Here is a 26093-nt window from a genome sequence, read left to right on the forward strand (position 1 = left end):
GGCCCGGGTCGTGGGCGGTTCCTAGGGAGTGGGGAGGAAATCGGCGACGAGGGTGGCGAATTCCTCGGGGTCGAGGATGCGGGTGCCCAGTTCTTCGGCCTTGGTGCGCTTGGAGCCGGCCTTCTCGCCCGCCACCAGGAGGGTGGTCCGCTTGGACACCGACGACGACGCCTTTCCGCCGGCCCGCTCGATCAGCTCGTTCATCTCGTTGCGGGACAGGTCCGCGAGGGGGCCGGTCATGGAGCCGGTGACCACGACGGCCTGTCCGGCCAGCGGACCGCCCGCCGGGGCCTCGTCGTCGCCCGTCGGCGCGGTCGCGGGCTGCTGCGGCTCGGTGACCTGCGTGCCGACCCGCTGGGCCTGGAGCTTGTCCAGGAGCGGGGCGAGTTCGACGAGTTCGGCCGCGATGACGCGGGCCTTCTCGGCGCCGATGCCGTCGACCGCGGCCAGCGTGTCCGCGTCGGCGGCTCTGATCGCCGCCATCGAGCCGAAGTGCGCGGCGATCCGGCGGGACATCGTGCGGCCGGTGCCGCGGACGCCGAGCGCGCAGAACACGCGGCTCAACGCGGCCCCGCGGGCGGTCTCGATCGCGGTCAGGAGGTTGGCGGCGCTGGTCTCGCCCATCCGCTCCAGCCCGAGGAGCTGCTCGCGGGTCAGCGTGAACAGGTCGGCGACGTCCTTGACCAGACCGGCCTCCACCAGCTGGACCGCACGGGTGCCGCCGAGGCCTTCGATGTCGAGCTGGTCCCGGCCCGCCGCGTAGATCACCGAGGCCACGGCCTGGCAGCTCCGGCCGCGCACGCACCGCCACCGCTGCTCGGCGGTGTCGATCGCGTCGCCGCAGCGGGGGCACGCCCCGGGGAAGACGATCGGCGTCTCGGCGCCCGTGCGCTGGTCGACCAGCGGTGCCTCGACCCGGGGGATCACGTCGCCGGCCCGGTAGACGAACACCTGGTCGCCGATCATGAGCCCGCGGCGGGTGATGTCGGACGGATTGTGCAGCGTGGCGTAGGTGACCGTCACCCCGTCGATGAGCACGGGCTCCAGGACGGCGCGCGGGGCGATGATCCCGGTCCGGCCGACGTTCCACTCCACCGCCAGCAGGCGCGTGACCTTGTGTTCCGCGGCCAGCTTCCGGGCCACCGCCCACCTCGGGGCGCGCGAGCCGTTGCCGGCCTGCCGCTGGTCCTCGGCCGCATCCGCCTTGACGACGACACCGTCGATCCCGAACGGCAGGTCTGAGCGCAGGCCGGCGATCACGTCGATCCGTTCCTGCACCTGCTCCAGGGTCTCGCAGCGCAGGGGGGCGGCGGCCGTGCTGGCGGCCGTGTTCGCGCCGAGCGCGGCCAGGGTCTCCAGCAGGGCGGTGTGGCCGAGGTCGTCCAGGCCGATCGCGCCGTAGGCGAAGAAGGTCAGCTCGACCCGGTAGGGGCGGTCCTTGGCCCGCAGGGTGCCGGCGGCCCCGCTGCGCGGGTGCGCGAAGGGCGTGGCCTCGTGGGCGAGCCGGATCCGGTTGGCCTCCTCGAACTGCGCGGTCGTCAGCAGCACCTCGCCGCGCAGCTCGACGTCGATCGGCTCGGTGAGGACCGGCGGCAGACCGAGGACGGCGTCGGCGGCGTGGGTGATGTCCTCGCCGGCCAGGCCGTCGCCGCGGGTGAGGACCTGGACGAGCCGGCCGCCCCGGTAGCGGGCGGCCACCGCGAGGCCGTCGAGCTTCGGCTCCACGCACCAGCCGGCCACGGGGTGCCCGAGGCGCCGTTCCAGCCCGGAGGCCCACTCGGCGAGCTCGTCGGCGTCGAAGACGTTGTCGAGGGAGAGCATCGGCACCGAGTGCGGCACGTCGCCCTGGACGGCCCCGCCGGCCACCTTCCCGGTCGGCGACTCGGCGAGCACCTCGTCCGGATGGGCCTCCTCGTAGGCCGCGATGGCGCGCAGCAGCCCGTCGTACTCGTCGTCGCCGAGCGGGGTGGTCCCGTCGCCGTAGTACGCGGCCGACGCCGCGACGGCGGTGGTCACGGCCTCCAGGTAGGCGGCGGGAGAGAGCAGGGCACTGTTTTCGGTCATGCGGATCATCATGCTGCCCGGCACTGACAACGCCGCCTTCCCACCCCTCCGCCGGCGCCGCGCGCGGTCGGCGCGCCCTCGGCACCGGGCGGGTGCGGCGGCGGCCCGCTGACCGGCACCGCCCCCGCGGATCGACCGCCCGGACCGGGTCCTGCTCTCGGCGGATCGCACCATCGCGGCACGTGACCTGCGGAGATACCGCTCGTTACCGGCCGGCCCCACGGGGGTTATGGTCGTCCGGTCGCGGACGGCAGCGGGCCGTCCGTTCAACCCAGGGGAGCCGACATGTCCGATCTGAACGCGCTGCGGGCGAGCCTTGCGTCGGGTGAGCACGCGTTCGCCGACACCTTGGCCTTCGTGGCGGCGCACTACGAGTACCAGCCGCAGGCGTTCCGCAACGGGACGCTGGAGAACGCCGCGGGCGAGAACGAGGGCTCCTGCAAGACGCTGGGACTGGCGCTGCTCGAAGGGCTGAGCGACCAGGAGGCCCTGCTGGCCTTCGGTGAGTACTACCGCGGTGTGCTGGCGACGCCGGAGGGCACCGATCACGGCAACATCCGCAACCTCATGGCCCACGGCCTGGCAGGGGTGAGCTTCACCGGGCAGCCGCTGGCCCGCAAGAGCTGAACGGCCGTGGCCCCGGCGACGGGGAGGAGTCGGGCCTCCTGCATGGGCGTGCGGCGCTTCACGACCGGCCTCCGCCGCCGACCGCCGCTGCGCGCGGTCGCTGTCGACGGCGTGGGCAGAGGGAGCACTGCACGCAGGAGCGCTAACCCCGGTCCAGGTCGGTGGACACCAGGTGGTGGTCCGAGTAGCCGCTGGGGCGGACGTGGTGGGTGCGCGGGGTGATGCCGCGCAGGAAGACGTAGTCGAACGTGAGGTTCCAGTCGGTGGTCGCCATGCAGGCGCTGGTGACGGCGCTGGTGACGGCGCTGGTGACGGCGCTGGTGCCGATGCCGATGCCGGCGCTGGTGACGGTGCCGGTGGTTGCGGGGCGGCAGGCGGGGTCCGTGTCCGGGGCCAGGGGCCACATGGGGGCGAGTTCGGGTGCGTCCGGCACGGCGTTGAAGTCGCCGAGGACGATCGCGCGGTCGTGGCGGGCGACTTCCGCGGCGAGCACCCGCACCTGGCCCGCCCGCGCCTGCGGCTGCCGGCGCTCGGCGAGGTGGGTGTTGAAGACGCGGACGGGCCGGCCGCCCACCAGCGTGGTGACGGCCAGGTAGCCGCGGTCCTCGGAGCCGCCGTCGGGGTACTCGACGTTCACCCGGTCCGTCATCGGCGCCGCCGAGAGGATCGCCTGGCCGAAGCCTCCGGGCCGCCACGGCAGTCCCCCGCAGCGGTTCCAGTTCCGCAGGACCGACCCGTACGCGACCCGGTAGACGAGCCCGTAGACCTCCTCCAGGTAGGTGCGGATCTCCTCGACGTCCCGTACGCACGCCTCCTGGAGGCCGATGACCTGCGGCGCGGACCTGGCGATCTCGGTCGCCCGGCCGAAGTCGTGCCCGATCCCGCCGCACGGGTTGCAGATGTTCCACGTGGCGACCCGGTCCGCCACGGCCTGCGCGGGCACGCCGAACGGCAGCGGCCGGGCGAGGCGGGCGCCGCCGCCCGGTGCGCCGGACCCCAGGAGCAGCAGCATGCAGACCGCCGTCACCGCGCCCGCGGCCCACCGCGCGCCCCTGCTCAGCACCATCGCCTCCCCGGAGTGGACGCACATCATCACACGGCGCCCTCGACGCACGATCGAGGTGTTTCCCGGCCGGGCCCCGCCGCCCGATGTCCGCAAAACCGGGTGCGGCCGACGGCCCCCGGGCTGTTGTCTCACCTCATGAACACGACGCGACACGTGCGTCTGCGCCCCTGGGCGGACGACGACCTCTGGCTGCTCCGGAGGCGCAACACCCCGGACATGACGGCCCACCTCGGCGGCCCCGAACCCGACGGCGCGCTCCTCGCCCGCCATCGCCGCTGGACGGCCATGAGCGCGAACGCCCCGCACGAGGGCCGGGTGTTCCGCGTGGAATCCCCTGCGGGCGACACCGTCGGTACGGTCTCCTTCACGCCGAAGGAGCACGGGGGCGAGCCGGTCTTCGAAGTGGGCTGGGGCGTCCTCCCCGAGCACCAGCGCCAGGGCTGGGCGACGGCCTCCGTCCGAGCCCTCCTCGGCCATCTGGCAGCCCTCCCCCCGGCGCACCGCCGGCCGGCGGTCCACGCCTTTCCCCGGGTGGCGAACGCGGCCTCGAACGCGGTCTGCCGCGCGGCGGGCTTCACCCTCGTCGCCGAGACGGTGCACGAGTACCCCCCGGGCGAGCACCACGCCAGCAACGACTGGCGCTTCACCCTCCCGTAGAGCCCGCCGCAGAGACACGGGAAATTCTTACGGATGTGGCCGCGCTGGCCGGAAATCCTTGCTCAATTTGGTGACAAGCGCATTGATGTTTCATCATCGTGACTGTACGTCAAGTTCTGACGCACAGTGAGCGCAGGCGGGGGCACCGGGGGGTCCCCCGTTCACACCGGCCGGCCCGGCCGGAGCGTCCGCGCTCCTGCCGCGCCGAGCCGCGCCGCGGCTCCGTCGTCCCATTCCGTCACCTAGGCAAAGGCCCATGTCCGCCCAGCAGCTCTCGGACCTCATACGTTTCGCCCGTCACAACTCGCCCTTCTACCGCGACCTCTACGCGTCCCTGCCGCCGCACGCCGACCGCCTCACCGACCTGCCGGTGGTCGACCAGCAGGCGTTCTGGGCGGCCAACACCCTTCACGACAGCCGGGTGCTGACCGGCCCGCTCAGCGAGGCCACGGTCTACAAGACCGGCGGCACCACCGGGTCCCCCAAGTTCTCCGTCTACACCCGTGACGAGTGGCGCACGTTCGTCACCGCCTTCGGCCAGGGGCTCGTGGACACGGGTCTGCGCCCGGGGCACCGCGTCGCCGACCTCTTCTACGCCGGGGAGCTGTACGCGAGCTTCCTCTTCGTCCTCGACTCCCTCGCCCACGCGCCCGTGGACAACGTCCGCCTGCCCGTCGGCGGCGGCGCGCCGCTGGAGTCGACGATCCCCACGCTGCGCGACCTCGCCGCCCAGGTGCTGGCCGGAACGCCGACCACCCTGTGCCGGCTCGCCGAGCAGGTCGTGGCGTCCGGTGTCCGGCTGGACGCGGTGGAGCTGCTCCTCTTCGGCGGTGAGGCCCTCTTCGACGACCAGCGGCGCCTGCTGGCCACCGCGTTCCCCCGGGCCGAGGCCCGTTCCGTCGGGTACGCCAGCGTCGACGCGGGCCTGCTCGGCCGCCCCGTACCCGGGCCCGACGCCCGGGTGCACCGTGCCTTCACGCCGTACTCGGTCGTCGAGATCCTCGACGACTCCACCGACGAGCCCATCACCGAACCGGGCCGGCCCGGCCGGGTCGTGGTCACCAGCCTCTTCCGCCGCCTCATGCCGATCATCCGCTACCCCGCGGGCGACCGGGCCGAGTGGACCGGCAGCGGGCCCGGGCACTTCCGGATACTCGGCCGCGCCGAGGAGGGCGTCCGGGTGGGGCCCGTCTCGCTCTACACCCAGGACGCCCAGGACGCCGTGGACGCGGCGGACACCGCAGGAGACGTGGTCGGCATGCAGCTCGTCGTCCGCCGCTGGGACGGCCGCGACGGGCTCGTCCTGCGGCTCGCCGCGGCACCCGGCGGGCGGCACGGCAACCGCGAGGAGCTGGCGGGGGCCGTCGTCGCGCAGCTGGAGAAGGTGCGGCCGCTGTATCCGGACAGCGTGCGCACCGGGTTCGTGCACCCGCTGTCCGTGGAGTGGGTCCGCCACCGCGACCTCGCCGTCAACCCGCGCTCGGGCAAGCTCGTCCGGGTCCTCGACGAGAGGCCGACCGCATGAACACCGCCTCACCCGTGACGAGGACCGGGACCCGGCAGACCGGGACGCAGACCGGGCCGGAGACCATGACGGACACCGGGACGCAGACCGGCACGGACACCCGGACGCAGACCGGGGCGCAGCAGACCGGGGCGCAGCAGACCGGGACGGAGACCGCAGCGGGGACCCCGGCAGAGACCCCGGCAGGGATCCCGGCAGAGACCCCGGCAGGGACCCCGGCAGAGACCGCGGCCGTCCGGCGGCGGGCTCCGCTGGTGCTGCGCAACCGCGCCTTCGGCGCCGTGTGGCTCGGCCAGGTCCTCACCCAGGCCGCCGTACGGATGTTCCAGGTCGGCGTGGCCTGGTGGATCGTCGCCTACGCCGTGCAGGACGCGCGCGGGCTCGCCTCCGGGCTGTTCATGGCGGCCTGCACCCTGCCCGCCGTCGCCCTGGCGCCCGTGGTGGCCGCGGCGGTCGCCCGGTACCCGCACCGTACCGTGCTGTGGACCGCCGCCGCCCTGTCCGGGGGCGCCTCGGGCGCCCTCGCGCTGTGGGCGTACGACGGCGGCCCGCCGCTCGCCGCCGTGTACGCCGCCGGCCTCGCCCTGGCGACCTGCCAGGCGTTCTTCGACCCCTGCCTGACCACCTCGGTGCCCGAACTCGTCGACGACGCCGACATCGAGACCGCCACCGGCTTCGAGCTGTCCACGCAGTCGCTGGCCGGCCTCGCCGGTGCGCTGCTCGGCGCCCTGACCGTCGACCGGGCCGGTGTGGCCGGGCTGGCCGCCGGCTGCGCGGCCGCCTACCTCGGCGCCGCCCTCCTCGTCGCGGGCGCCCGCTTCCGTACCGTCGTGACCGCCGTCCCGGGCCCCGGAGCCGACGCGCCGGCCGCCCCGGCCGAGCCGCGCCCGCTGCGCCGCATCCTCGGGGAACTCCCCTACGTGCGGCGGATCCTGGTCTGCTTCACCGCGGCGAACCTCTTCACCACCGCCGTGTTCGTCGTCATCCCCCTCTACACCCGTTCGGTCCTCGCGGGCGGCGGCGGCACCGTGGCCCTGCTGGAGGCCTCCCTGGGCACGGGGGCGCTCGTCGGTGCCTTCACCGGCGCCCGCGTGCCGGGACGCCCCACGACGGCCGGTGCCTGCTGCCTGGGCCTGATGGCCCTCGCCCTCGCGCTGCCGGGGCTCCTCGCGCACCGCCCGGTCGTCGCGGGCTGCCTGGCCGTGGCCGGCTGGTGCGCCGGGGCCGTCAGCGTGCGCTTCGTGGCCCTGTTCCAGCGGCTCGTGCCGACGGCCGACAAGCCCGGCTTCTTCGCCGTGATGCAGGCCGTGCTGGGCGCCTCCCTGCCGGTGGCGTCGCTGGCGTTCGGCTTCGCCGGCGACTTCCTCTCCCCGCGGACGCTGTGCCTGGTGCAGGGCGTCGGCCTGGTCCCCGCGGCCTGCGCCCTGGCCCTGCTGAAGTCCCCCGCGGCCGCACCGGCCCCGTCGGGACCCGCCGGAGGTGAGCGGTGAGCCCCGTCGTCACCCCCCTCATCACCCCCGCCGCGCGTTCGGACATCGCCGAACTGCGCCAGCTCTACTACGCCGTCTACGGACCGCACTACCCCGTCGCCCTCGGCACCGACCCGGCCGAGATGGCCCGGCTCATCGAGGACCCGTACTCCCTGTGGCTCGTCGGCCGCTGCGCCGACACCGGGGCCCTGACCGCGTCCGCCGCCATCCACGGCGAGGCGGGCAGCCGCATCGGCCGCCTGGAGGGCATCGCCGTGCACCCCGAGCACCGCTCGGCGGGACTGGCCGCCACCCTCACCGAGGCCCTGTGCGCGGGCATGCTCGACACGGGGCGGCTGGACTCGGTGTACGCGACCGTGCGCACCGTCAGCGCCGGCCCGCAACGCGTCGTCGCGCGCAACGGCTTCCGCCCGCTGGGCATCCTGCCCAACGCGGTGGATCTCCGCAGCCGCGAAAGCCTCGCACTCTACGCGCGTCACTCCGCCGGGGTGCTGGAGCGCCGCATCCCCGTCACCGAAGTGCCCGCCCCGCTCCTGCCGTTGCTGCGCACCGCCGGGGCCGCACTGGGCATCGGCTACCCCGGGGTGCAGGCCGCCACCGCCCCGCGTCCGGTGCCGCCCGCGCCGCCGGGCGCCGGCGACCGGCTGGAGATGATCGAGGCGCCGGCCTTCGTACGCCGCCGCTTCCGCGAGCGGTTCCCGAACGCCGAGGGCTGGTTCTACCCGCTGCACACCCCGAACGTGCTGCTCACCCCCGAGGACGGCCGGTTCGAGGTCTACGCCTACCTCAACCGCGCCGGAGGGTACTGCTCCCTGCTCACCGCCCACCCCGATCCGGCCGCGGCGGCCGCGTGCCTCGAACCCGTCACCCGGGCCCTGGCCCGCGCGGGTGCGGGCTACGTGGAGGCGCTGGTGCCGCTCGCGCACCACGAGGTCCTCTCGGCCTTCCTGGCGGAGGGCTTCGTCGCCGGCGCCGTCTACCCGGCCATGCGCGCGGACGGCGACGGCTTCCACGACTACGCCGTCCTGTCCCGCTCCGGCGAACGCATCGACTTCCGCGGCGTCGCCGTCGAACCGCCCCTCCAGCCCTATCTGGACTGCTACGTGTCGGCCTGGGCGTCGGCACACCTGCCCACATCATCCGAGGTTGCCCCATGAACCCCCATCTCGCGCCGGTCGCCGTACCCGACCCGGCCCTCCTGCCGCACGTACAGCAGCTGTGCGACCTGACCGACCCGTACGCCCACGGGCCCGCGCAGGACGAGCTGTTCGCCGCCGCCATGGCGGAGACCAACGCCTGGCACGTCGAGCGCTCCCCCTTCTTCCGCTCCCTGTACGAGGCCGCTCCCCCGGGTGACGGGCCGTACCGGACGCCGCTCGTCCACGCGAACTTCTTCAAGCGGCACGAGGTCCTGTCCATCCCGCGCGAGGACGTCGAGCTGCACCTGACCTCCTCCGGCACCACCGGTCAGAAGTCGCAGATGTTCTTCGACCACTGGACCATCCGCTCCGCCCAGCGGATGGTCGCCCGGATCTTCGAGCGCAACGGCTGGATCACCCCCGACCAGGAGGTCAACTACCTCCTGTACAGCTACGAACCGGCCCCCTCCCTCAACCTGGGGACCGCCTTCACCGACAACTACCTGTGCGATTTCGCCCCGGCGCGCAGCGTCGCGTACGCCCTGCGCAACACGGGCGGCGACCACGAGTTCGACCCCTTCGGCTGCATCGCCGCGCTGCGCCGCTTCGAGCGGGAGGACGCCCCGGTCCGCATCCTCGGCTTCCCGGCCTTCCTCTTCTTCACCCTGGAGCGGATGCGGGCCATGGGGCTGCCCCCGCTGCGCCTGCCCGAGGGCTCCCTGGTCATCCTCGGCGGCGGCTGGAAGGGGCACTCCGACCGGCGCATCGAGAAGGAGGAGCTCTACGCCCGCGTCACCGAGCAGCTCGGCATCCCGGGCGAGCGGATCCGGGACACCTTCGGGTCGGTGGAGCACTGCATCCCGTACATCGAGTGCGACCACCACCGGCTGCACGCCCCCGTGTGGTCCCGGGTCACGATCCGCTCCACGCGCACCCTCGAACCCCTGCCGTACGGGGAACGGGGCTACCTGCACCTCGTCTCGCCGTACATCACCTCGGTGCCGGCGCAGAGCGTGGTCATGGGCGACCTCGCCTCCCTCCAGCCGGGCGACGCCTGCGGGTGCGAGCTGGAAACCCCCTGGTTCACCGTCCACGGCCGGGCCGGGGTGAGCCGCAACCGCAGCTGCGCGGTGGCCGCAGCGGAACTGATGAAGGGCATGGCGTGACCGTGACGGAGACCATGACGCAGACCACGACGCAGACGCAGGGCACGTCCTCGGCCGCGTACGAGCCGCACGGCGCCGGCGGCGCGCACCACTACTGGCAGGGCGCGCTCATCGGCGACGAGGAGGCCGGGCGCCGCCTCGCCGCCCTGCCGGCCGCCGTCGAGGCCGCGCTGGCCACGGTGCTGGAGACCGAGACCGTGCTGGCCGCCTGCGACGCCCTCGCCACCGCCCTGCGCGACCCGGCCCACCCGGTGCGCGCCCGGCTCGCCGCGCACCTGCCCGCGGGAGAGGACCCGGCCGTCCTGGCAGAGCTCGGCGGCCTGCTGAGCCGGCGGGAGCTGACCCGCAAGCTGCGCCGCGAACTCGGCAGCGCCACTCCCGGCCGGCTGAACCGGGCCGATCCCCGCGAGACGGTCTACGAGGCGTGGGCGCCCGTCGGCCTGGTCGCGCACGTCGCCCCCGGCAACGCCGCGACGGTCGCACCGCTGAGCATCGTCGAGGGGCTGCTCGCCGGGAACGTCAACATCCTCAAGACCAGCAGCGCCGACACCCTCCTGACCCAGCACCTGGTGGCCGAGCTCGCGGCCCTCGACCCCAGCGGGGCCCTCGCCGCACGGGTGGTCGTCCTGCGCTTCCCGTCCTCCCGGCAGGAGTGGCTGCGCCTGATGTGCGCGCCCGCGGACGCCGTCGCCGTCTGGGGCGGGGAAGGCGCCGTCGAAGGGGTGGCGGCCCATGTTCCGGCCGGGTGCCGGCTGGTGGAGTGGGGGCACCGGATCTCCTTCGCGTACCTGACGGGCGACGCCTGGTCGGACGCCGGCACGCTCGACGCCCTCGCGGACGACGTGTGCCTGTACGAGCAGCAGGCCTGTTCCAGCCCGCAGGTCGTCTACCTCGACACCGAGGACGAGGCGGAGGTGTTCGCCTTCGCCGAGCGGTTCGCCGCGGTCCTCGCGGCCCGCCCGCCGGCCGCGGGCCCCGCTGCTGCGGACGAGCCGGATCCGGCCGAGGCGGCCGAGCTGACCACCACCGAGCTGGTGGCCCGGCTGGAGGAGCACCTGGGCCTGACCCGTGTGTTCGCGGCGGCCGACGGATCGTGGCGGGTCATGGCCGACACCCGGTCGCCGCTCACGGCCTCGCCGCTGCACCGCAGCGTGTGGGTCAAGCCGCTGCCGCGCGAGCGGCTGATCGCCACCCTGCGCCCGATGCGCCGCTACCTGCAGACGGCGGGCCTCGCCGGCAGCCGGTCCGACGTCGCCGAGCTCTCCCGCACCGCGCTGGCCGCGGGCGTCACCCGCGTCACGCCGGTCGGCGCCATGCAGGCGAGCTACGCCGGCGAGCCGCACGACGGGGTCTACGCCCTCCAGCGCTACAGCCGCCGCGTCGCGGTCCAGGCCGACCCGGCCCGGTTCGCCACCACCGCCTGCCTCGACGACCTGGCCCGGCCGGTCGTGCTGCCGCTGCCGACGGGCCCCCTGCGGGGCAAGGAGGACGTGCAGGGACCGGCCCGGGAGCTGTCCCGGGCCGATGCCGAGCTCTACTTCCGCAGCGGCGGCAGCACGGGCGCTCCCGCCCTGTCGGTCTTCAGCTACGACGACTACGACACCCAGATGCACGCCGCCGCCCGCGGCCTGCTCGCCGCCGGCTACGACCCGGTCGGGGACCGCACCGCCAACCTCTTCTACTGCGGCGCCATGTACGGCAGCTTCATCAGCTTCTTCTCCGTACTCGAACGGCTCGGCGGGGTGCAGCTGCCCCTGTCGGCCGGCCCCGACCACCGGGCGACGGCGCGGGCGGTCATCGACCACGGGGCCGACACCCTCTTCGGCATGCCCTCCTACCTGTGGCAGCTGCTGCACGCGGAGGAGGAGGCGCTGCGCGCGTACGGGGGCCTGCGGAAGGTCTTCTACGGCGGGGAGCACTTCACGCGGGAGCAGCAGCGCACGCTGGAGACGCGGTTCGGCATCGAGGTCGTCCGCTCGATCACCTACGGCAGCACCGACCTCGGCCCGCTGGGCTACCAGTGCGAGGAGAGCTCCGGCGGCGTCCACCACCTGCACGCCGACCTCCACAGCCTGGAGATCGTGGACCTGGCCGAGGACCGACCGGTGGCCCCGGGCGAGACGGGCCGGCTGGTGTTCACCACGCACGCCCGGCGCGGCCAGCAGCTGGGCCGCTACCTGATCGGCGACCTCGGCCGGGAGGTCCCGGGCCGCTGCCCCTGCGGCCGGCACGCGCCGCGCTTCGAGCTGATGGGGCGCACCGGTGACGTGATGCGCGTGGCGACGTACTTCCTCAACCACCGCCGCTTCCTGGCCCTGGCCGAGGAGGAGGGCGGCCACCGCGGCGAGTTGCAGGTCAGGCTCGACGGTACGCAGGCGCGCGAGCGGCTGACCGTACGGGTGGAGCGGACGCCGGCGACGGATCCGCAGCGGCTGCGGGAGGTCTTCCTGTCCGGCTACCCGGAGCTCCGCTCGGCGGTGGCGGAGCGGCTGCTGGACCTGGTGGTCGAGGCGGTCGACGGCGCGTCGCTGGACCGCAGCCCGACCAGCGGCAAGCTCCTCGCGGTGGTGGACGCGCGCCGCTAGGGGGTGTCCGCGGAGTCCCGCCCGTCCCGCGGCCCCGGTCCGACGGCCGGCGCCGCAGGACGGGCTCCTGTCTCCCGGGCGGCCCCGTCAGCGGTCGAGGGGCCGGTGGGCGCTCTCCGGCAGCCGCAGGTACACCACCGAGGAGCACAGGCACAGCACGGCGACGTACCAGGGGAACAGGCCCGGCCTGCCCACGTCCTGCAGCAGCGTGCCGACGTACGGGGCCGTGCCGCCGAAGAGCGCGACCGTCAGCGAGTAAGGGAAGCCGATGCCCGCCGCCCGTACCCGGGCCGGGAAGACCTCCGCGTTGACGGCGGCCGAGACGGAGGTGAAGCCGGTGAGCAGCACCATGCCGGCGCACTGGACGAGCAGCAGGGAGCCGAACGAGCCGTCCAGGGCGCGCAGCAGCGGTACGACGAGCAGGGCGAAGCCGAGGCCGAAGAACAGCAGCAGCGGCTTGCGTCCGAACCGGTCGGAGAGCAGGCCGCCGAGCGGCTGGAGCAGGGCGAAGAAGGCCAGGGACAGCGTCCCGGCGAGGAGCGCGTCGCGCTTGGCGATGCCGGTCTCCAGCTCGGCGTAGGTGGGCAGGTACGAGGTCCACGTGTAGTAGGCGAGGGTGCCGCCGGCCGTGATGCCGGCGATCAGCAGCGAGGCCCCGGGGTGGTGCCGGAGCGCGTCGAAGAGCCCGGGGCGGGGGGCCGCGGCGGGCGGGGCGGCGAGGGTCTCCTCGGCGCCCCGCCGGATCCAGAATCCCGCGAGGCTCAGGACGGCGCCGAGCAGGAAGGGCACGCGCCACCCCCAGCCGTTCATGGCGTCCTCGGCGAGCACGGCCACGAGCAGCGCGGCCAGGCCGGAGGCGGCGAGCTGGCCGAGGGTCGTGGAGACGTACTGGAACGACGAGAAGAGTCCCCTGCGGCCGGGCCCGGCGGACTCCACGAGGAAGGTGGTCGACGCGGCGAACTCCCCGCCGACGGACAGGCCCTGGAGCAGCCGTGCGGCGACGAGGACGACCGGGGAGAGCACGCCGACGGCCGTGTACGTCGGCGTGAGGGCGACGAGCAGGCTGCTGCCCCCCATCAGCAGGATGGTCACGGTCAGCGCGGTGCGCCGGCCCCGCCGGTCGGCGATCGTGCCCATCAGGAGCCCGCCGACCGGGCGCATGAAGAAGCCGACGGCGAAGACGGCGAAGGTGGAGAGCAACGGGACGAGGGAGTCGTCCGCGCCGGATGGGAAGACCTGCCGTGCGATGTGGGTGGCCAGGAAGGTGTACGCGTACCAGTCGTACCACTCCACGGCGTTGCCGACGGAGGCGGCCAGCAGCTGGCGTAACGGGTGGCGCGGCGGGGCGGGGGCGTGCGTCGCAATCTCTGTCATGATCACGCTCTGCCCGCCGAGCACCCCCCGTACGCCACCACCCCACCCGGCCTACCCCCGGCCGCCGCCCGCCGACCTCCCGGCCGGACGCGCCCCGCAGGTGGCCATGACGTCGGGATTCCTGAACTTTGGTCCCTTCGGCCCCTGTTCAGGGCTCGGAGGGGCGGCGATCAGTTGGCACACTGTCACTGCCGTTCGGAGCAGGACGGCTTGTCATTCGGATTGTTGATCATTGGAGGCCTTCCGTTGGACCTGTCTCAGCCCGTCCTCAGTCTGGACCCGCACGCCGACCCTGCCGAGGAGGCACGAAAGCTGCGCACGCACGGTTGCCCCGTCGTCCCGGTGCAGCTGCCCGGAGAGCCCGCGGTGGCCGCATGGGCGGCGGTCGAGCACGCGGCGGCTCGTGAGGTGTTCCGGCGTCACGAGGACCTGACCAAGGATCCGCTGAACTGGCCGGCGTTCGCCGAAGGGTCCATACCGATGAGCTGGCCCCTGCTGCCCGTGGTCGCCGGCGGCGGATTCCTCCACGAGGACGGCGAGGCGCACCGGCGTCACCGCGGCTTGGTCAGCGCGGCCTTCAAGCGGCTGTCCGTCGCCGAGCTCAGGCCCGAGATCGAGCGGATCGCCGACGAGCTCCTCGCGGACCTGGCGGCTGCCGGCCCCGGGACGGCGATCGATCTGCGTGCGGCGTTCGCAGCGCCTCTGCCGATTCGCGTCATCTGCACCGTCCTGGGCGTACCCACGGACATCCTGGCCGGGCTGCGGTCGGCGTTCGAGCAGATGGTCACGCCTCCCGAGCACCCTGACGACATCCCGGCCGCCAAGGCCGAGATCGACCGGGTCCTCGCCCGGCTGATCGCCGACAAGCGGGCGCATCCCGGACCGGACCTGACCACGCGGCTCATCGAGGCCTGCGAGGAGGGCGAGCGCCTGAGCGAGGACGAGCTCGTCCAGACGCTGTTCCTCCTCATGATCGCCGGACATGAGACGACGATCAACCTTCTGGCCAGCGCCATCCACCACCTGGCGGAGCGCCCCGCCGTGGTGGGGGCGGTGCGGGCCGGAGAGGTGAGCTGGGACGCGGTGGTGGAGGAGACCCTGCGGCACGATCCGTCCGTGCGCTACGCCCTGATGCGGTACGCGACCCGGCAGCTGGAGATCGGCGGGGTGACGATCGAGAAGGGTGACCCGGTTCTCGTGGCGACCTACGCCGTGGGTCGGGACCCCGAGCAGCACGAGCGCCCCGACGACTTCGACCCCTCCCGTCCGACCGCCGCAACCCACCTGGCCTTCGGGCACGGGGTGCACCACTGCCTCGGCTCGGCACTGGCGCGGCAGGAGGCCGCCATCGCGCTGGAGCGGTTGTTCGAGCGCTTCGACGTGTCGACGGCCGCCCAGCCCGAGGGCATCCCCTCGATCCCGATCCACGGGCCGCAGTCCGTCCTCGTCCACCTGGAGGTCCGTCGGTCGGCGGCCGGGACGCAGCCGGCGTAGATCGTCACCGGTCCCCGCATGAGGGACCCTTCGCCACGGGGGGCGGACCGTCGATGGTCCGTCCCCCTGCGGCGCGGCCGGAGTCAGCTTCGGCTGCCCCACAGGCTCGCCCACCACGAGCGGCGGCGCGGTGCGGGCGGGGGCGTGTGCCCGGCTGCCCGGAGCGCGGGCTCGGGGGAGCGCAGCTGGTTCGCCCCCGGCTGTGCGGTGGGGCGGGGCCGGAACGTGGTGGGCAGGGCTCCGAGCGGGCTGGAGATGAAGGACAACTCGATGGGCAGCTCCGCTTCCGGCACGGAGAGCTCGATGTCCGGCAGACTGGCCAGAAGGGTGTCGATGCCGGTGTCGGCGATGGTGCGCCCGATGTCCTGGCCCGGACACTGGTGGGGGCCGGCGCCGAATGCCAGGTGGGCGCGGTTGCCGTGCATGGGGACGGACAGGTCGGGCCGGACCTGCGGATCCCGGTTGCCCGCGGCCAGGGCGAGCATGACCATGTCTCCGGACTGGATGTGCTGCCCCCCGAGGAACACCGGTTCGGTGGCCCAGCGGTTCGGGATCAGGGTCAGCGGGGGCGCTTCCCACATGACGTGGTCCAGGGCGTCGGGCAGCGTCATCTGCCCGCCGGCGAGGTTGCCGCGGAAGCGCCGGTCGGTCAGGACCACGCGCAGCACGTTGGCGGTGAGGTTCACCGTGTTCTCCACCGCGGCCACCATGGCGTGGCGCAGGTGCTCCTCGGCCTCCACGTCGCTGAGGCCGGATTCGTGGGCGAGGAGCCAGCTGGCGAAGTCGTTTCCCGGCCTGGCCCGCTTCTCCCGCACCAGCTCGCGCATGATCTGCGTGATGAACCGGTTGCTCTCCAGCGCGCTGTCGGTACCCCGCACCATGTCGCGTACGGCCCATCCCAGCGGAATGGCCTGCTTGGACGGAACGCCGAACTGCTTGCCGAGGACCAGGGCGGGCAGGGGCTCGGCGAAGTCGGCCACGAGATCGGCCCTGCCGGTGGCGGCGAAGTTGCCGACCAGCTGGTGGGTGTAGCGCGTGACGTAGCGGCGGATGCCCTGCCGGTTGAACCGTTCGAGGCCGTCGGTGACGGCACTGCGGAGGCGGGCGTGCTCCTGGCCGTCCGTGAAGGCGATCAGCGGCTGGTACTCGGTGACCGGGCGCAGGGGGTTGGTGGGCGCCAGCCGCCCTTCCTTGACGGCGTTCCAGTGCCGTGAGTCGCATGAGAACTGGTTGGTGTTCCGGAGCACGTACTGGATCTCCTGGTACCCCACCACCAGCCACGCCTCCAGGTCCCCGGGCAGGAGCACCGGGACGACGGAGCCGTGCGCCTCGCGGAGCCGCTCGTGCAGCTCCTGCGGCGGAACGTCGGACTCCATCAGTCGCGTGCGTCCGCCGCCGAACGCGTGGGCGGGACACTCCGGCGGCGGCACAGAGGCATGCGAGGGTCCTATGTGGTGCGGTGATGTGCTCAAAAAAGCCTCCGGGGCGGTGCCGGCACTGACCAAGGTGATGCATCGATGGGGCTGGTCAGGCCGACGCATACGGGTAGCAGCGATCGCAGCATATCCATGGCCCGCAGACGGCCGACCGGCGCGGCCGTCTCCCCCGCGCACCTCCAACTGTCGTGCGGACAGGGGCTGGAAGGCTCCTTGCGCGAGGGCTCGGCAGGATCCTCGAACCCGGCGCACGGCCGCTGCACGGCGAGGAGGACGAGCACGGCCGTGGAGGTCACCGCGCTTCCAGGGCCGGGCCGCCCCGTCTTGCGTCCTCAGCGAACCCATCCATTGCAACGCCACCCGCGATCACCGTTCCGGGGGAAGCAAAACCGCACGTGGGACGGTGTCCACCGGTCATGGCCGGCCGTTCAGCACACCGGAAACGCAGATCCTGCCTCCTGGCGCTCCCGGCGGAATCCGGCAGAGTAAGGCCAGCTCAACGAGCATGCCGAGCGATCGGAGGGGCCTGCGCGCCTCCCCGGACCCCTTGACGGCCGGTCACCAACCGTGCAACGGCCGTCCCCAGTGAAGGACTTGTCATGTCGACTGTCGACGCACTCCAGTCAGTTCCGCGGGCACGTGGCGGCCTGCCCCTCCTCGGGCACGCCGTGCACCTGTGGCGTGATCCGCTCCGCTTCTTCTGCTCGTTGAGGTCCCAGGGGGACCTGGTCCGGGTCGACCTGGGCACCATGCCGATGTACGTGGCGACGACCGCTCGGCTCGTTCACGAGATCACCACCACACATGCACGGTCGTTCGAGAAGGGCCGCTTCTTCCAGCGGCTGAAACCCCTCGCGGGCGAGGGCATATCGACCTCGGACGGGGAACTCCACCGCAAGCACCGGCGCCTGATGGCGCCCATGTTCGCCCGCGACCGGATCGTCGGATACTCCCTGACCATGAGCCGCAACGCCCTCGCCCTGGCCGACTCCTGGCAGCCGGGCGACGAGGTGGAGATGGAGCAGGCGATGGCCGGGTACGCCATCGAGACGCTCGCCTCGACGCTCTTCTCCACGGACATCGGCCTGCCGGCCGTGACGGCGGTGCGGGAACACCTGCCCGTGTTGTTGAAGAACCTGCTGATCCGCGCCGCTTCGCCCAAGGTTCTGGACCGCCTGCCGATCCGGGCCAACCGCGACTTCGACACCGCCGCGGCCGCGCTGCGCCAGGTGATCGACGACGTCGTCACGACGGCCCGCCGGACGGGACACACCGACCACGGTGACCTGCTGTCCCTGCTGCTCTCCGCCCAGGACCCCGACAGCGGCGCCGGCCTCACGGACGTCGAGGTCAGGGACGAGCTCAGCACCATCCTGTTCGCCGGGGCGGAGACCACGGCCGCGACCCTCGCCTGGGCCTTCCACAAGCTGGCCACCCATCCCGAGGTCGAGGAGCAGGTGGTGTCGGAGATCCGGGAGGTCGTCGGCGATCGGCCGGTGACGATCGACGACGTTCCGCGCCTGCCCGCCATCCGCCGGGTCCTGGACGAGGTGGTCCGCCTGCACGGCGTGACCATGCTGATGCGCCGCACCACCGCTCCTGTCAGGCTGGCCGGCGTCGAGTTGCCCGAGGGCACCGAGGTGGCGTTCAGCCTCTACGCCGTCCACCGCGACCCGGACGTCTACGAGCACCCCGACCGGTTCGACCCGGACCGGTGGCTGCCGGAACGCCAGGCCGCCGCGGGCATCGGCCGCGACACCTACCTGCCGTTCGGGGCGGGGAACCGCAAGTGCATCGGCGACGCCTTCGTCTACACGGAGGCGACCATCGCCCTGGCCACCTGGCTCGCCCGCTGGAAGTTCACCCCCGTGCCCGGTCACACGCCGAAGGAGGTCGCGTCCGCCGTGGCGCACGCGGACCGCGTTCCCATGATCGTCACGCCCCGGGGGTAACACCGGGGGCAGGAACGGACACGGGGGCTCCGGTCGCGCCGGACGCACGGGAGCCCCGCGGAGCGGGCCGGGTCAGGTCAGGTCAGGTCAGGTCAGGTCAGGTCAGGAGAGGTCAGGTCAGGAGGCCGGCCCTCGCCCGTCCTGCCGCAGCCGTCCGGCGAATTCCCGCGCGGCGGCCAGGTCCCCGGCGTCCGGCCGCTCCTTGTTGATTCCGCCGACGAGTCTGAACGGCATCCACGTGTCGAACGCCCGGCACGAGAAGCTCCCGGCCACCGCGAAGCCCTTGCCTTCGAGGAGCCGGACCACGGGGCGGGTGAAGGGTGCCAGCGGTGTTTCGGGGAGCCCGCTGGTGGCGAACACGAACGCCCGCCCCCGCCCGCGGGGGAGCGCCTTGACGACGTCGGTCAGCCGGGGGTGGAGCCTGCCGTAGAAGACTCCCGAGCCGAATCCCACGAGGTCGGCGCCCGCCAGCTCCGCCGGGTCTGCCTGCTCGGGGGCGACGACCTGCGCGCCCAGTACCCGGGCCATGCTGTCGGCGACCCGGCGCGTATTGCCGTGCGACACGGAGGCGCACACGATGACGGTCTTCATCCTCACGGTCCTTTCTCTCGCTTCCTCCCTGAGGACAGCGCAGCCCCGTCGGATGTGACACCGCCCCGCCCGCGAGAGGGCCGGCCGTAGGCCGCGGTGCAGGCCGCGGTGTCCCGCCGCACCGCGCGTTCGGGATCGCGGAGCAGAACGGCGAGGGCGTCGGCGAACTCGCGGCTCCCGTCGTCGCCGACGATCAGCACCCGGCCGGCCCCGCGCCGCACGCGCGGGTCCCCGTCGGCGACGAGCACCAGCAGGGCGTCCCGCGCAGCACGTTCCGGTTCCGTGAGGACCGCGCCGTGCCCGGCACGGACCGTGAGGCAGCCGAGCGTCAGCCGGGCCACGTCGTCCTCGCCGTCCTCGACGTACTCCTCGCGCACCGGGCCGAACTCCGCCGTCCCGTCGCGGAGGCCCGCCTCGGCACACCTCCGGTACCGGTGCCGGGCCAGCGCGAGCAGCCGCTCCCGTTCGGCCGCGGCGAGCCGCAGCGGGCCTTCCCCCAGCAGGGCCCCGGTCATCGCCGGCGAACCGCGGCGAACCGCCGTCGACGGCCCGCAGGAGGGGGGTCGTACCGTCCGGCAGCCGGCGGTCCGGGTCCGCGCCGGCCCGGACCAGCGTTCCTGCGACGGCGGCGTCGTGGGCGCCGACCGCCAGGCACAGAACCCGGCAGGCCGTCGTCCGCGAGCGTGTCCGGAGCCGTTCCCGCCCCCGGCAGTACGCCCACGGCCTCCGCGTCCCCCCGCCGGACGCCCGCCACGAGTTCCCGCCCGTACTCCGTCCCGGAACCACCCCCCGCCCTGACCGGCGTCAGCCGCCGGGACCGCCGCCGCATCATCGGCGCCGGGGCGGAAATCGGGAAGACCCGGTCCGTACGGTCGCGGGCTACTGCGGGATGCCGCCCTGGTAGCTGCGGCGGCAGTCGTCGATCTCATCCCTGGTGTGGGTGTTCACGAAGTCCCGGCCGGCCTGCTTCTTCTCCTGGACGGAGACGCCCGGGTCGGAGATCAGGTTGATGAGCGCCGCACAGTCCCCGCCGGGCTGCACCGGGACGGCCCGAGCCGACGCGGCGGCGGGAAGTACGGCGACGACCGCCGCGGCGAGAGCGGCGAAGGCGAGTCGTCCCTTCATCGGTCTGTCCTCTCCGGACGGCGGAGCGCAGCACCGCGTGCGCGCTCCTCGATCGGGCGGATCCCGCGCAGGGGTCTCTGCGACCGTACCGCCCGGCAACCGACTCCGCACGCCGACGACGGCGACCACCGCCCCAGGCGGATCCTCGGCCGCCGGTTCCCAGCGGACGGGGCCTCGGCGGCCCGGGGGAGGCCGAGGAGAAGGAAGTCCATCCAACTCCTGCGAAGGGATGGGAAGTTGAGTCACCCGTCAGTAACATCCGACCGGCCAGTAGCACGCCGTCCCGAGAAGACCCCCTCGAAAGGCCCTCCTGCATGCGCCGGACCTCCCGCTTCGCCCCCGTCGGCCTCGCCGTGGCAGCCCTCCTGCTCGGTGCGCTCCCCGCGCAGGCCCAGGCACGCCCCGACCGCTCCCCCGACCGGGTCACGGTCGGTGACCGCACCTTCATCGCCGATGGCCAGGGCCGCGCGCTGCAGTGGCGCGGCTTCAACCTCTCCGACAAGGGCAGCCGGGGCGCCGACGCGTTCGCCGACATCCACGAGAGCGACCTCAGGGACATGGCCGCCCGGGGCTTCAACCTCGCGCGCCTGGCGTTCTTCTGGGACGACCTCGAACCCGCTCCCGGGCGCTACGACCGCGGATACCTCGCCAAGATGCGCCGCATCCTCGACTGGGCCGACCGCTACCACGTCAAGGTCGTCCTCGACGCCCACCAGGACGTGTACGGACCGCACTTCGGCTCGCGCGGCGTTCCCGCCTGGGCCACCCGCGACGAGGGGCTGCCGTTCACGCCGATACCCGACGACTGGTTCTCCGAGTACTTCGAGCCGTCCGTGCAGACCGCCTTCGACCACCTGTACAAGGACGCCGACCTCCGCGCCGCGCACGCCCGCATGTGGGTGACGGTCGCCTCCGCCCTGGGCGGTCACCCGGCGCTGCTCGGCTACGACCTGATGAACGAGCCGTTCGCGAAGTTCCTCGAAGGCGAGGACCTCCCCGCCGCCGCGGCCCGCTTCGAGGCCGGCGAGCTCACCGAGATGTGGAACCGCCTCGCCCGTGCGATCCGGCTGGTCGACCGGAAGTCGTGGGTGTTCGTCGAGCCCACCGTCATCGTCGGTCTCGGCGTCCCGACACGGCTGGGGCGCATCGACGATCCGCACGCCGGGTACGCGCCGCACTTCTACGAGACCGCGATGGAGACCGGCGGCGACTACGACCCCGACGGCACCTTCATCCCCGCCTACGAGGCCGCGATCAGCGACTACCCGGCCCGCAACCGCATGCCGGTGATCGTCGGCGAGTGGGGCGGCAACCCGTACGTGCCCCACGCGAGCCGGTTCGTCACCGACATGACGGCCTCCCTGGACCGGTTCTCCAGCGGCTGGACCTGGTGGCAGTGGTGCCGGGGCGGCGGCTACTGCTTCCTCGACCAGACGGGCGCGGCGAAGCCCAACGCCCGGCTCCTCGCCCAGCCGTACGCGCGGGCCGTCGCGGGTGACCCGCTCGGCTTCGCGTACGAGCCCGCCACCCGCACCTACACCCTCACCTTCCGCACCCGCGACGACGCCGAGGGACCCACCGAGATCACCGTGCCCCGGGACACCTACCCCGACGGCTACCGCGTCGCGGTCCAGGGCGGCAACGCCAGGTGGGACGGGCGCGGCCGGACCGTCGACGTGACCGCGCGCGGACGCGCCGGAACCACGTACCGGGTCACGATCACCCCGAGGTAGCCCACCCGGCCACCCGGCCACCCGGCCGCCCGCTCCGGAAATCGCGTCCGCGGCCCCGCGGGGTTCCTCCCATCGCCGCCCCGTGCTGCGTGCCCGGGTGGCCGCGCGGCGCGTCGCCGGGCGGCGGACCTCGCCGAGGCCTCGAACCGGCGGCTCGGCCCGCGCAAGTACCTGATCGGGTAGGAACACGGCGGCGACCACTCGAACGAAGGAGTTCAAACGGCGCCGGTCAGGCAGCAGTTGCCCCGCGCCCCGGTTTCGCAGTCGTGTTCGACCGGTTCGCCCTTCCGGGACCGTGACGACGCCGGATCGGGGACGTTCTTGGAGCATCTGTGCCAACCGACGGCCCCCATGGAGGACACGATGGCTCCCGGACCTGCCCCCGCCCACGCCGTCCCCGAAATCGAACGACGGCGGCCGTCCGCCACGGGCGCACGCCGTCCGGCGCGGGCGGATACGAGGTGGACGGCATGAGCGAGTCCCCCCGCACGGCGTCCGGCGCCGTACCCGGGCCCCGGTCCGCGCCCCTGCCCCCGTCACTGCCCCTGTCACTGCCCCTGCCTCCGGCCGCGGTGCCCGGCGCGTCCCGGGACGCGGACGTGACCGAGGGACTGGAGGAGGCGTACTGGTCCGTGCACGACGGCGCCGCCGCGAGCGCCACCGTGCCGCAGGTCCTGGCCCGCCTTCCGCGGATCGCCCTGCTGATCGGGCGGCTCGCCTGGCAGGCGGACCGGCGTGCCACCCTCGCGGCCGTCGTCTGCCAGCTGGGCTCGGCGGCCATGGCCGCCTTCGGCCTGGTCGCCTCGGTGCACGTCCTCCAGCACCTGTTCGCCGCCGGCCCCACGCCCGACCGCGTGCGCGCCGCCCTCCCCCAGATCCTGCTCGTGGCAGGGTTCCTCTCCGCCCGGGCCCTGCTCGAAGCGGCCGTCGCCGTGGCCCAGGCGCGGGTCACGCCCAAGATCCGTACCGCGCTGGAATGCGAGTTCCTGCGCCTCACCGCCCACGTGCGGCTCGAAGCCGTCGAGGACCCCGACTGGCACGACGAGGTGTACCGCGCGAACGACCGCGGGCTCTTCTACGCCCGGATGATCGTCGGACAGGTCGTCTCCCTCCTCTCCGCCGTCCTCGGCCTCATCGGCAGCGCCGGGGTCGTCAGCGTCCTGCACCCCGCCCTCCTGCCCCTTCTCCTGCTGTCCGTCCTGCCGGTCGGCGCGGCCGCCGTGGGCAATGCGCGGGCCCGGTTCCGGTCCTTCAAGCGCTGGAACGCCCTGCAGCGCCGCGTCCGGGTGTTCTCCTGGCTGCTGCTCGACGTGGACGCGGCCGCCGAGCTCCGCTCCGACGCCGTCCAGGACGCACTGCTGGACGAGCACCACCGCCTGACCGTCAGGATCGCCGAGGAGGACACCCGGCTCGGTGTGGGCTCCGCGACGCTCGACCTCGCCGGCCGGACGGTGGGCGGCATCGGCACCGGCGTCACGTACGCGGCGCTGGCCGCCATGCTGATCGCCGGCTGGCTGCCCCTGGCCGCCGGAGCCGGCGCCGTCCTGGCCATCCAGGCGGGCCGCACCTCGCTCACCCGGCTCGTCGAAGTCGGCCACCTCGTCTACGAGCACGCCCTGTGGGTCGACGACCTCCTCGCCGTCCAGGAACGCTGCCGCGGCCTGCTGTCGCGGACCTCCGCGCTGGAGGCGCCGGGCCGGGTCGAGGAGATCGCCGTCCGGGACGTCCGCTTCACGTACCCCGGCAAGGACGCCCCCGCCCTGGACGGGATCTCCTTCACCCTCCGGGCCGGGGAGACGGTCGCGTTCGTCGGACTCAACGGGTCCGGGAAGTCCACCTGCGCCAAACTCCTGGCGGGCCTGTACGAGGCGCAGCGGGGCAGCGTCCGCTGGGACGGCGTCGACGTCCGCGACATGGACGCGCAGTCCGTGCACCGGCGGGTCGCCTGCGTGCTCCAGGATCCGGTGAGGTTCCCCTTCAGCGCACTGGCGAACGTCACCGCCGGCGCCGGCACCCTCACCGACGTCGCCCCCGGGCGGGCGATGGCCGCGGCCCGCGCGGCCGGGGCCGACCGGGTCATCGCCGGGCTGCCCGGTCAGTGGGACGCGGTGCTGTCGAAGCGGTTCAAGGACGGACAGCAGCTCTCCGGCGGCCAGTGGGCGAAGATCGCCGTGGCCCGGGGCCTGTACCAGGAGGCGGTGCTCCTCCTCCTGGACGAGCCGACCGCCAGCATGGACCCGCCGTCCGAACACGCCGTGTACGAGGCGGTGCTCCGCGGCCGCCTGCGCCCGGACCAGATCACGGTGCTCGTCTCCCACCGGCTGGCCAGTGTCGTCGCCTGCGACCGGATCCTCGTCTTCGACGGCGGTCGCATCGTCGAGTCCGGATCCCATGACGAGCTGATGTCCCTGGGCGGCGACTACGCCGCCATGTTCACCCTGCAGGCCAGCGGGTACCGGACGGGCGCCACCGACGTCGGGGAGGCGACCCCGTGACGCCCGCCGCACCGCCGTGGAGCGGGAGCTGCCGGAGGAGTCGCCCCGACGCGTGTCGCGGCGGGCGGGTGCTGGTGCCGGGCTCGTTCCGTGGTCTACGTTGGGGGCATGACCACCGGGACGGCATCGCGCCACGCACGGATCGGTGACCCGGTGCCCTTCTGAGCACCTCGCGGGCCGGTGGGGGCCCGCTGTCCGATCCGGGATCCTGCGCCGTCGCACGGGCTCCGCCTCCGTCGTGTTGACCACGGGTTCGACACATCAGCCACGACAGGAGGATCCATGCCCGTCACACCGCTGCAGATTCCGACCGCGGACGGCCGGTCCGACGCGTTCGCCGCCTTTCCCGACGACGGCGAACGGCACCCGGGGGTGCTGATGTACCCCGACGGCTTCGGCATCCGGCCGGTCCTGCGGGAGTTGGCCCGCGAACTGGCCGGGCACGGGTACTACGTGCTCGTGCCCAACCCCTTCTACCGCCACGGCCCGACGCCGGTGATCGAACTCCCCGAGCACATCGGAGAGGAGGACCGCCTCCGGGTCATGGCCCAGCTGATGCCCCTGATCCGGGCGCACACGGCCGAACGCGCCCTGAGCGACGCCGACGCCTACCTCCGGTTCCTCACCGCCCGGCCCGAGGTGGCCGCCGGCCCGGTCGCGGTGACCGGCTACTGCTTCGGGGGCCTCCTGGCGATGCGCACCGCCGCGGCCCACCCGGGCGAGGTGGCCGCCGTCGGCGCCTTCCACGCTCCCGTCGGCGCCGACGGGCCCGGCCTCTTCTCCACCATCACCGCGCAGGTCCACCTCGGCCACGCCGAGGGCGACATGGCGCCCGGGGCCCTGGAGGAGCTCAACCGGGCCCTGGACGCCGCAGGCGTCCGCCACACCTCCGAGGTCTACCCCGGCACCGTCCACGGCTTCACCATGTCCGACACCGACGCGTTCAGCGCCTCCGGGCTGGAGCGCCACTGGGACCGTCTGCTCCCCCTCCTGGACCGGGCCCTGACCAGCGACTGAGGGAAGAGGAAGGTGGGACCGGCATGGCGGTCCGGAGGATGGACAACGTCGGCATCGTGGTCGAGGACATGGACGCCGCGATCGCGTTCTTCGTGGAACTCGGTCTGGAGCTGGAGGGCACGGCGCAGGTCGAGGGCCCCTTCGCCGACCGGTGCACCGGACTCGACGGCGTCCGCTGCGACATCGCGATGCTCCGGACGCCGGACGGGCACGGCCGGATCGAGCTGTCGAGGTACCGCAGCCCCGCGGTGATCGACGCCGGGCCGCGCAACCGGCCGCACAACGTTCTGGGCACGCACCGCGTCATGTTCGCCGTCGACGACATCGAGGACACCGTTGCCCGCCTGCGCCCGCACGGCGGCGAACTCGTCGGTGGGATCGCCCGGTTCGAGGACAGCCATCTGCTCTGCTACGTCCGCGGCCCGGAGGGCGTCATCGTCGGACTGGCCGAGCAGCTGCCCTGAAGAGGAGGAGCCGCCCTGGTGACCCCCCTGGCGTCCGCCCGTGGAACATGAACGGTGCATGACGCCGGTCAACGGACGGTCGGGGACCCCTTA

20 protein-coding genes are annotated in these 26093 nt (G+C 73.6%); 13 read left to right on the plus strand and 7 right to left on the minus strand.

Features of this window, described 5'->3' with window-relative positions:
* Positions 1-21 precede the first annotated feature (21 nt).
* Positions 22-2073 carry an NAD-dependent DNA ligase LigA gene (ligA, locus tag AB0469_RS18335; protein WP_366452502.1) on the minus strand — a complete coding sequence of 684 codons (2052 nt, stop codon included), beginning with the start codon at positions 2071-2073 and terminating at the stop codon, positions 22-24.
* 276 nt (positions 2074-2349) lie between these two features.
* Between ligA and AB0469_RS18340 the strand changes: the two genes are divergently transcribed.
* Entirely contained in the window at positions 2350-2691 is a 342-nt protein-coding gene (locus AB0469_RS18340) for a HopJ type III effector protein (RefSeq protein WP_366452443.1), read from the plus strand.
* Positions 2692-2833: 142 nt separating this feature from the next.
* Here the strand turns inward: AB0469_RS18340 and AB0469_RS18345 are convergent, their stop codons facing one another.
* Positions 2834-3757, minus strand: a complete 924-nt coding sequence (locus AB0469_RS18345; protein ID WP_366452444.1) for an endonuclease/exonuclease/phosphatase family protein — start codon at positions 3755-3757, stop codon at positions 2834-2836.
* Positions 3758-3892: 135 nt separating this feature from the next.
* On the opposite strand from AB0469_RS18345, the gene AB0469_RS18350 reads away from it, so the two are divergent.
* The 6 genes from AB0469_RS18350 to AB0469_RS18375 all read left to right on the plus strand — a co-directional run bounded on the left by AB0469_RS18350 (position 3893) and on the right by AB0469_RS18375 (position 12319).
* The gene (locus AB0469_RS18350; protein ID WP_366452445.1) at positions 3893-4414 is read left to right on the plus strand and encodes a GNAT family N-acetyltransferase; all 522 of its coding nucleotides are present in this window, start codon (positions 3893-3895) and stop codon (positions 4412-4414) included.
* Positions 4415-4670: 256 nt separating this feature from the next.
* Entirely contained in the window at positions 4671-5939 is a 1269-nt protein-coding gene (locus AB0469_RS18355) for a phenylacetate--CoA ligase family protein (RefSeq protein WP_366452446.1), read from the plus strand.
* Positions 5936-7429: an MFS transporter gene (locus tag AB0469_RS18360; RefSeq protein ID WP_366452447.1), complete on the plus strand. Its 1494-nt coding sequence runs from the start codon at positions 5936-5938 to the stop codon at positions 7427-7429. The genes AB0469_RS18355 and AB0469_RS18360 overlap by 4 nt, the downstream gene beginning before the upstream one ends.
* Entirely contained in the window at positions 7426-8586 is a 1161-nt protein-coding gene (locus tag AB0469_RS18365) for a GNAT family N-acetyltransferase (protein WP_366452448.1), read from the plus strand. The genes AB0469_RS18360 and AB0469_RS18365 overlap by 4 nt, the downstream gene beginning before the upstream one ends.
* Positions 8583-9734: an acyl-protein synthase gene (locus AB0469_RS18370; RefSeq protein WP_366452449.1), complete on the plus strand. Its 1152-nt coding sequence runs from the start codon at positions 8583-8585 to the stop codon at positions 9732-9734. The genes AB0469_RS18365 and AB0469_RS18370 overlap by 4 nt, the downstream gene beginning before the upstream one ends.
* Positions 9731-12319, plus strand: coding sequence for an acyl-CoA reductase (locus AB0469_RS18375; RefSeq protein ID WP_366452450.1), 2589 nt, complete (start codon positions 9731-9733; stop codon positions 12317-12319). The genes AB0469_RS18370 and AB0469_RS18375 overlap by 4 nt, the downstream gene beginning before the upstream one ends.
* An 87-nt stretch (positions 12320-12406) precedes the next feature.
* Here the strand turns inward: AB0469_RS18375 and AB0469_RS18380 are convergent, their stop codons facing one another.
* Positions 12407-13693 (minus strand): MFS transporter, encoded by a 1287-nt coding sequence (locus AB0469_RS18380; RefSeq protein ID WP_366452451.1) that lies wholly within the window; start codon positions 13691-13693, stop codon positions 12407-12409.
* A gap of 246 nt (positions 13694-13939) precedes the next feature.
* Between AB0469_RS18380 and AB0469_RS18385 the strand changes: the two genes are divergently transcribed.
* Positions 13940-15187 (plus strand): cytochrome P450, encoded by a 1248-nt coding sequence (locus tag AB0469_RS18385; protein WP_366452452.1) that lies wholly within the window; start codon positions 13940-13942, stop codon positions 15185-15187.
* Positions 15188-15270: 83 nt separating this feature from the next.
* Here AB0469_RS18385 and AB0469_RS18390 read toward each other — a convergent pair whose 3' ends face one another.
* Positions 15271-16563 carry a cytochrome P450 gene (locus AB0469_RS18390; protein WP_366452453.1) on the minus strand — a complete coding sequence of 431 codons (1293 nt, stop codon included), beginning with the start codon at positions 16561-16563 and terminating at the stop codon, positions 15271-15273.
* Between the two features lie 659 nt (positions 16564-17222).
* Between AB0469_RS18390 and AB0469_RS18395 the strand changes: the two genes are divergently transcribed.
* A complete protein-coding gene (locus AB0469_RS18395; RefSeq protein WP_366452454.1) occupies positions 17223-18575 on the plus strand; it encodes a cytochrome P450 in 1353 nt (450 codons plus the stop codon).
* A 117-nt stretch (positions 18576-18692) separates the two neighbouring features.
* Here AB0469_RS18395 and AB0469_RS18400 read toward each other — a convergent pair whose 3' ends face one another.
* The 3 genes from AB0469_RS18400 to AB0469_RS18410 all read right to left on the minus strand — a co-directional run bounded on the left by AB0469_RS18400 (position 18693) and on the right by AB0469_RS18410 (position 20291).
* Positions 18693-19166: a flavodoxin family protein gene (locus AB0469_RS18400; protein ID WP_366452455.1), complete on the minus strand. Its 474-nt coding sequence runs from the start codon at positions 19164-19166 to the stop codon at positions 18693-18695.
* Positions 19167-19168: 2 nt separating this feature from the next.
* Entirely contained in the window at positions 19169-19681 is a 513-nt protein-coding gene (locus tag AB0469_RS18405; RefSeq protein WP_366452456.1) for a hypothetical protein, read from the minus strand.
* Between the two features lie 364 nt (positions 19682-20045).
* Positions 20046-20291 carry a hypothetical protein gene (locus tag AB0469_RS18410; protein ID WP_366452457.1) on the minus strand — a complete coding sequence of 82 codons (246 nt, stop codon included), beginning with the start codon at positions 20289-20291 and terminating at the stop codon, positions 20046-20048.
* Between the two features lie 314 nt (positions 20292-20605).
* Here AB0469_RS18410 and AB0469_RS18415 point away from each other — a divergent pair, with 314 nt between their 5' ends.
* The 4 genes from AB0469_RS18415 (at position 20606) to AB0469_RS18430 (ending at position 26000) form a co-directional block, all read left to right on the plus strand.
* A complete protein-coding gene (locus tag AB0469_RS18415; RefSeq protein WP_366452458.1) occupies positions 20606-22024 on the plus strand; it encodes a cellulase family glycosylhydrolase in 1419 nt (472 codons plus the stop codon).
* Between the two features lie 470 nt (positions 22025-22494).
* Positions 22495-24519, plus strand: a complete 2025-nt coding sequence (locus AB0469_RS18420; RefSeq protein ID WP_366452459.1) for an ATP-binding cassette domain-containing protein — start codon at positions 22495-22497, stop codon at positions 24517-24519.
* Positions 24520-24801: 282 nt separating this feature from the next.
* A complete protein-coding gene (locus tag AB0469_RS18425) occupies positions 24802-25536 on the plus strand; it encodes a dienelactone hydrolase family protein (RefSeq protein ID WP_366452460.1) in 735 nt (244 codons plus the stop codon).
* A 23-nt stretch (positions 25537-25559) separates the two neighbouring features.
* A complete protein-coding gene (locus AB0469_RS18430) occupies positions 25560-26000 on the plus strand; it encodes a VOC family protein (protein WP_366452461.1) in 441 nt (146 codons plus the stop codon).
* The last annotated feature ends 93 nt before the right edge of the window (positions 26001-26093 follow it).

The sequence above is a fragment of the Streptomyces sp. NPDC093801 genome (assembly GCF_040701585.1).
Taxonomy (GTDB): domain Bacteria; phylum Actinomycetota; class Actinomycetes; order Streptomycetales; family Streptomycetaceae; genus Streptomyces.

Excerpts from the sequence above, each read along its gene's own strand:
- ligA (WP_366452502.1), bottom strand. The coding sequence starts at position 2,073 with ATGATCCGCATGACCGAAAACAGTGCCCTGCTCTCTCCCGCCGCCTAC.
- AB0469_RS18340 (WP_366452443.1), top strand. The coding sequence starts at position 2,350 with ATGTCCGATCTGAACGCGCTGCGGGCGAGCCTTGCGTCGGGTGAGCAC.
- AB0469_RS18345 (WP_366452444.1), bottom strand. The coding sequence starts at position 3,757 with ATGGTGCTGAGCAGGGGCGCGCGGTGGGCCGCGGGCGCGGTGACGGCG.
- AB0469_RS18350 (WP_366452445.1), top strand. The coding sequence starts at position 3,893 with ATGAACACGACGCGACACGTGCGTCTGCGCCCCTGGGCGGACGACGAC.
- AB0469_RS18355 (WP_366452446.1), top strand. The coding sequence starts at position 4,671 with ATGTCCGCCCAGCAGCTCTCGGACCTCATACGTTTCGCCCGTCACAAC.
- AB0469_RS18360 (WP_366452447.1), top strand. The coding sequence starts at position 5,936 with ATGAACACCGCCTCACCCGTGACGAGGACCGGGACCCGGCAGACCGGG.
- AB0469_RS18370 (WP_366452449.1), top strand. The coding sequence starts at position 8,583 with ATGAACCCCCATCTCGCGCCGGTCGCCGTACCCGACCCGGCCCTCCTG.
- AB0469_RS18380 (WP_366452451.1), bottom strand. The coding sequence starts at position 13,693 with ATGACAGAGATTGCGACGCACGCCCCCGCCCCGCCGCGCCACCCGTTA.
- AB0469_RS18390 (WP_366452453.1), bottom strand. The coding sequence starts at position 16,563 with ATGGAGTCCGACGTTCCGCCGCAGGAGCTGCACGAGCGGCTCCGCGAG.
- AB0469_RS18395 (WP_366452454.1), top strand. The coding sequence starts at position 17,223 with ATGTCGACTGTCGACGCACTCCAGTCAGTTCCGCGGGCACGTGGCGGC.
- AB0469_RS18400 (WP_366452455.1), bottom strand. The coding sequence starts at position 19,166 with ATGAAGACCGTCATCGTGTGCGCCTCCGTGTCGCACGGCAATACGCGC.
- AB0469_RS18405 (WP_366452456.1), bottom strand. The coding sequence starts at position 19,681 with ATGACCGGGGCCCTGCTGGGGGAAGGCCCGCTGCGGCTCGCCGCGGCC.
- AB0469_RS18410 (WP_366452457.1), bottom strand. The coding sequence starts at position 20,291 with ATGAAGGGACGACTCGCCTTCGCCGCTCTCGCCGCGGCGGTCGTCGCC.
- AB0469_RS18415 (WP_366452458.1), top strand. The coding sequence starts at position 20,606 with ATGCGCCGGACCTCCCGCTTCGCCCCCGTCGGCCTCGCCGTGGCAGCC.
- AB0469_RS18420 (WP_366452459.1), top strand. The coding sequence starts at position 22,495 with ATGAGCGAGTCCCCCCGCACGGCGTCCGGCGCCGTACCCGGGCCCCGG.
- AB0469_RS18425 (WP_366452460.1), top strand. The coding sequence starts at position 24,802 with ATGCCCGTCACACCGCTGCAGATTCCGACCGCGGACGGCCGGTCCGAC.
- AB0469_RS18430 (WP_366452461.1), top strand. The coding sequence starts at position 25,560 with ATGGCGGTCCGGAGGATGGACAACGTCGGCATCGTGGTCGAGGACATG.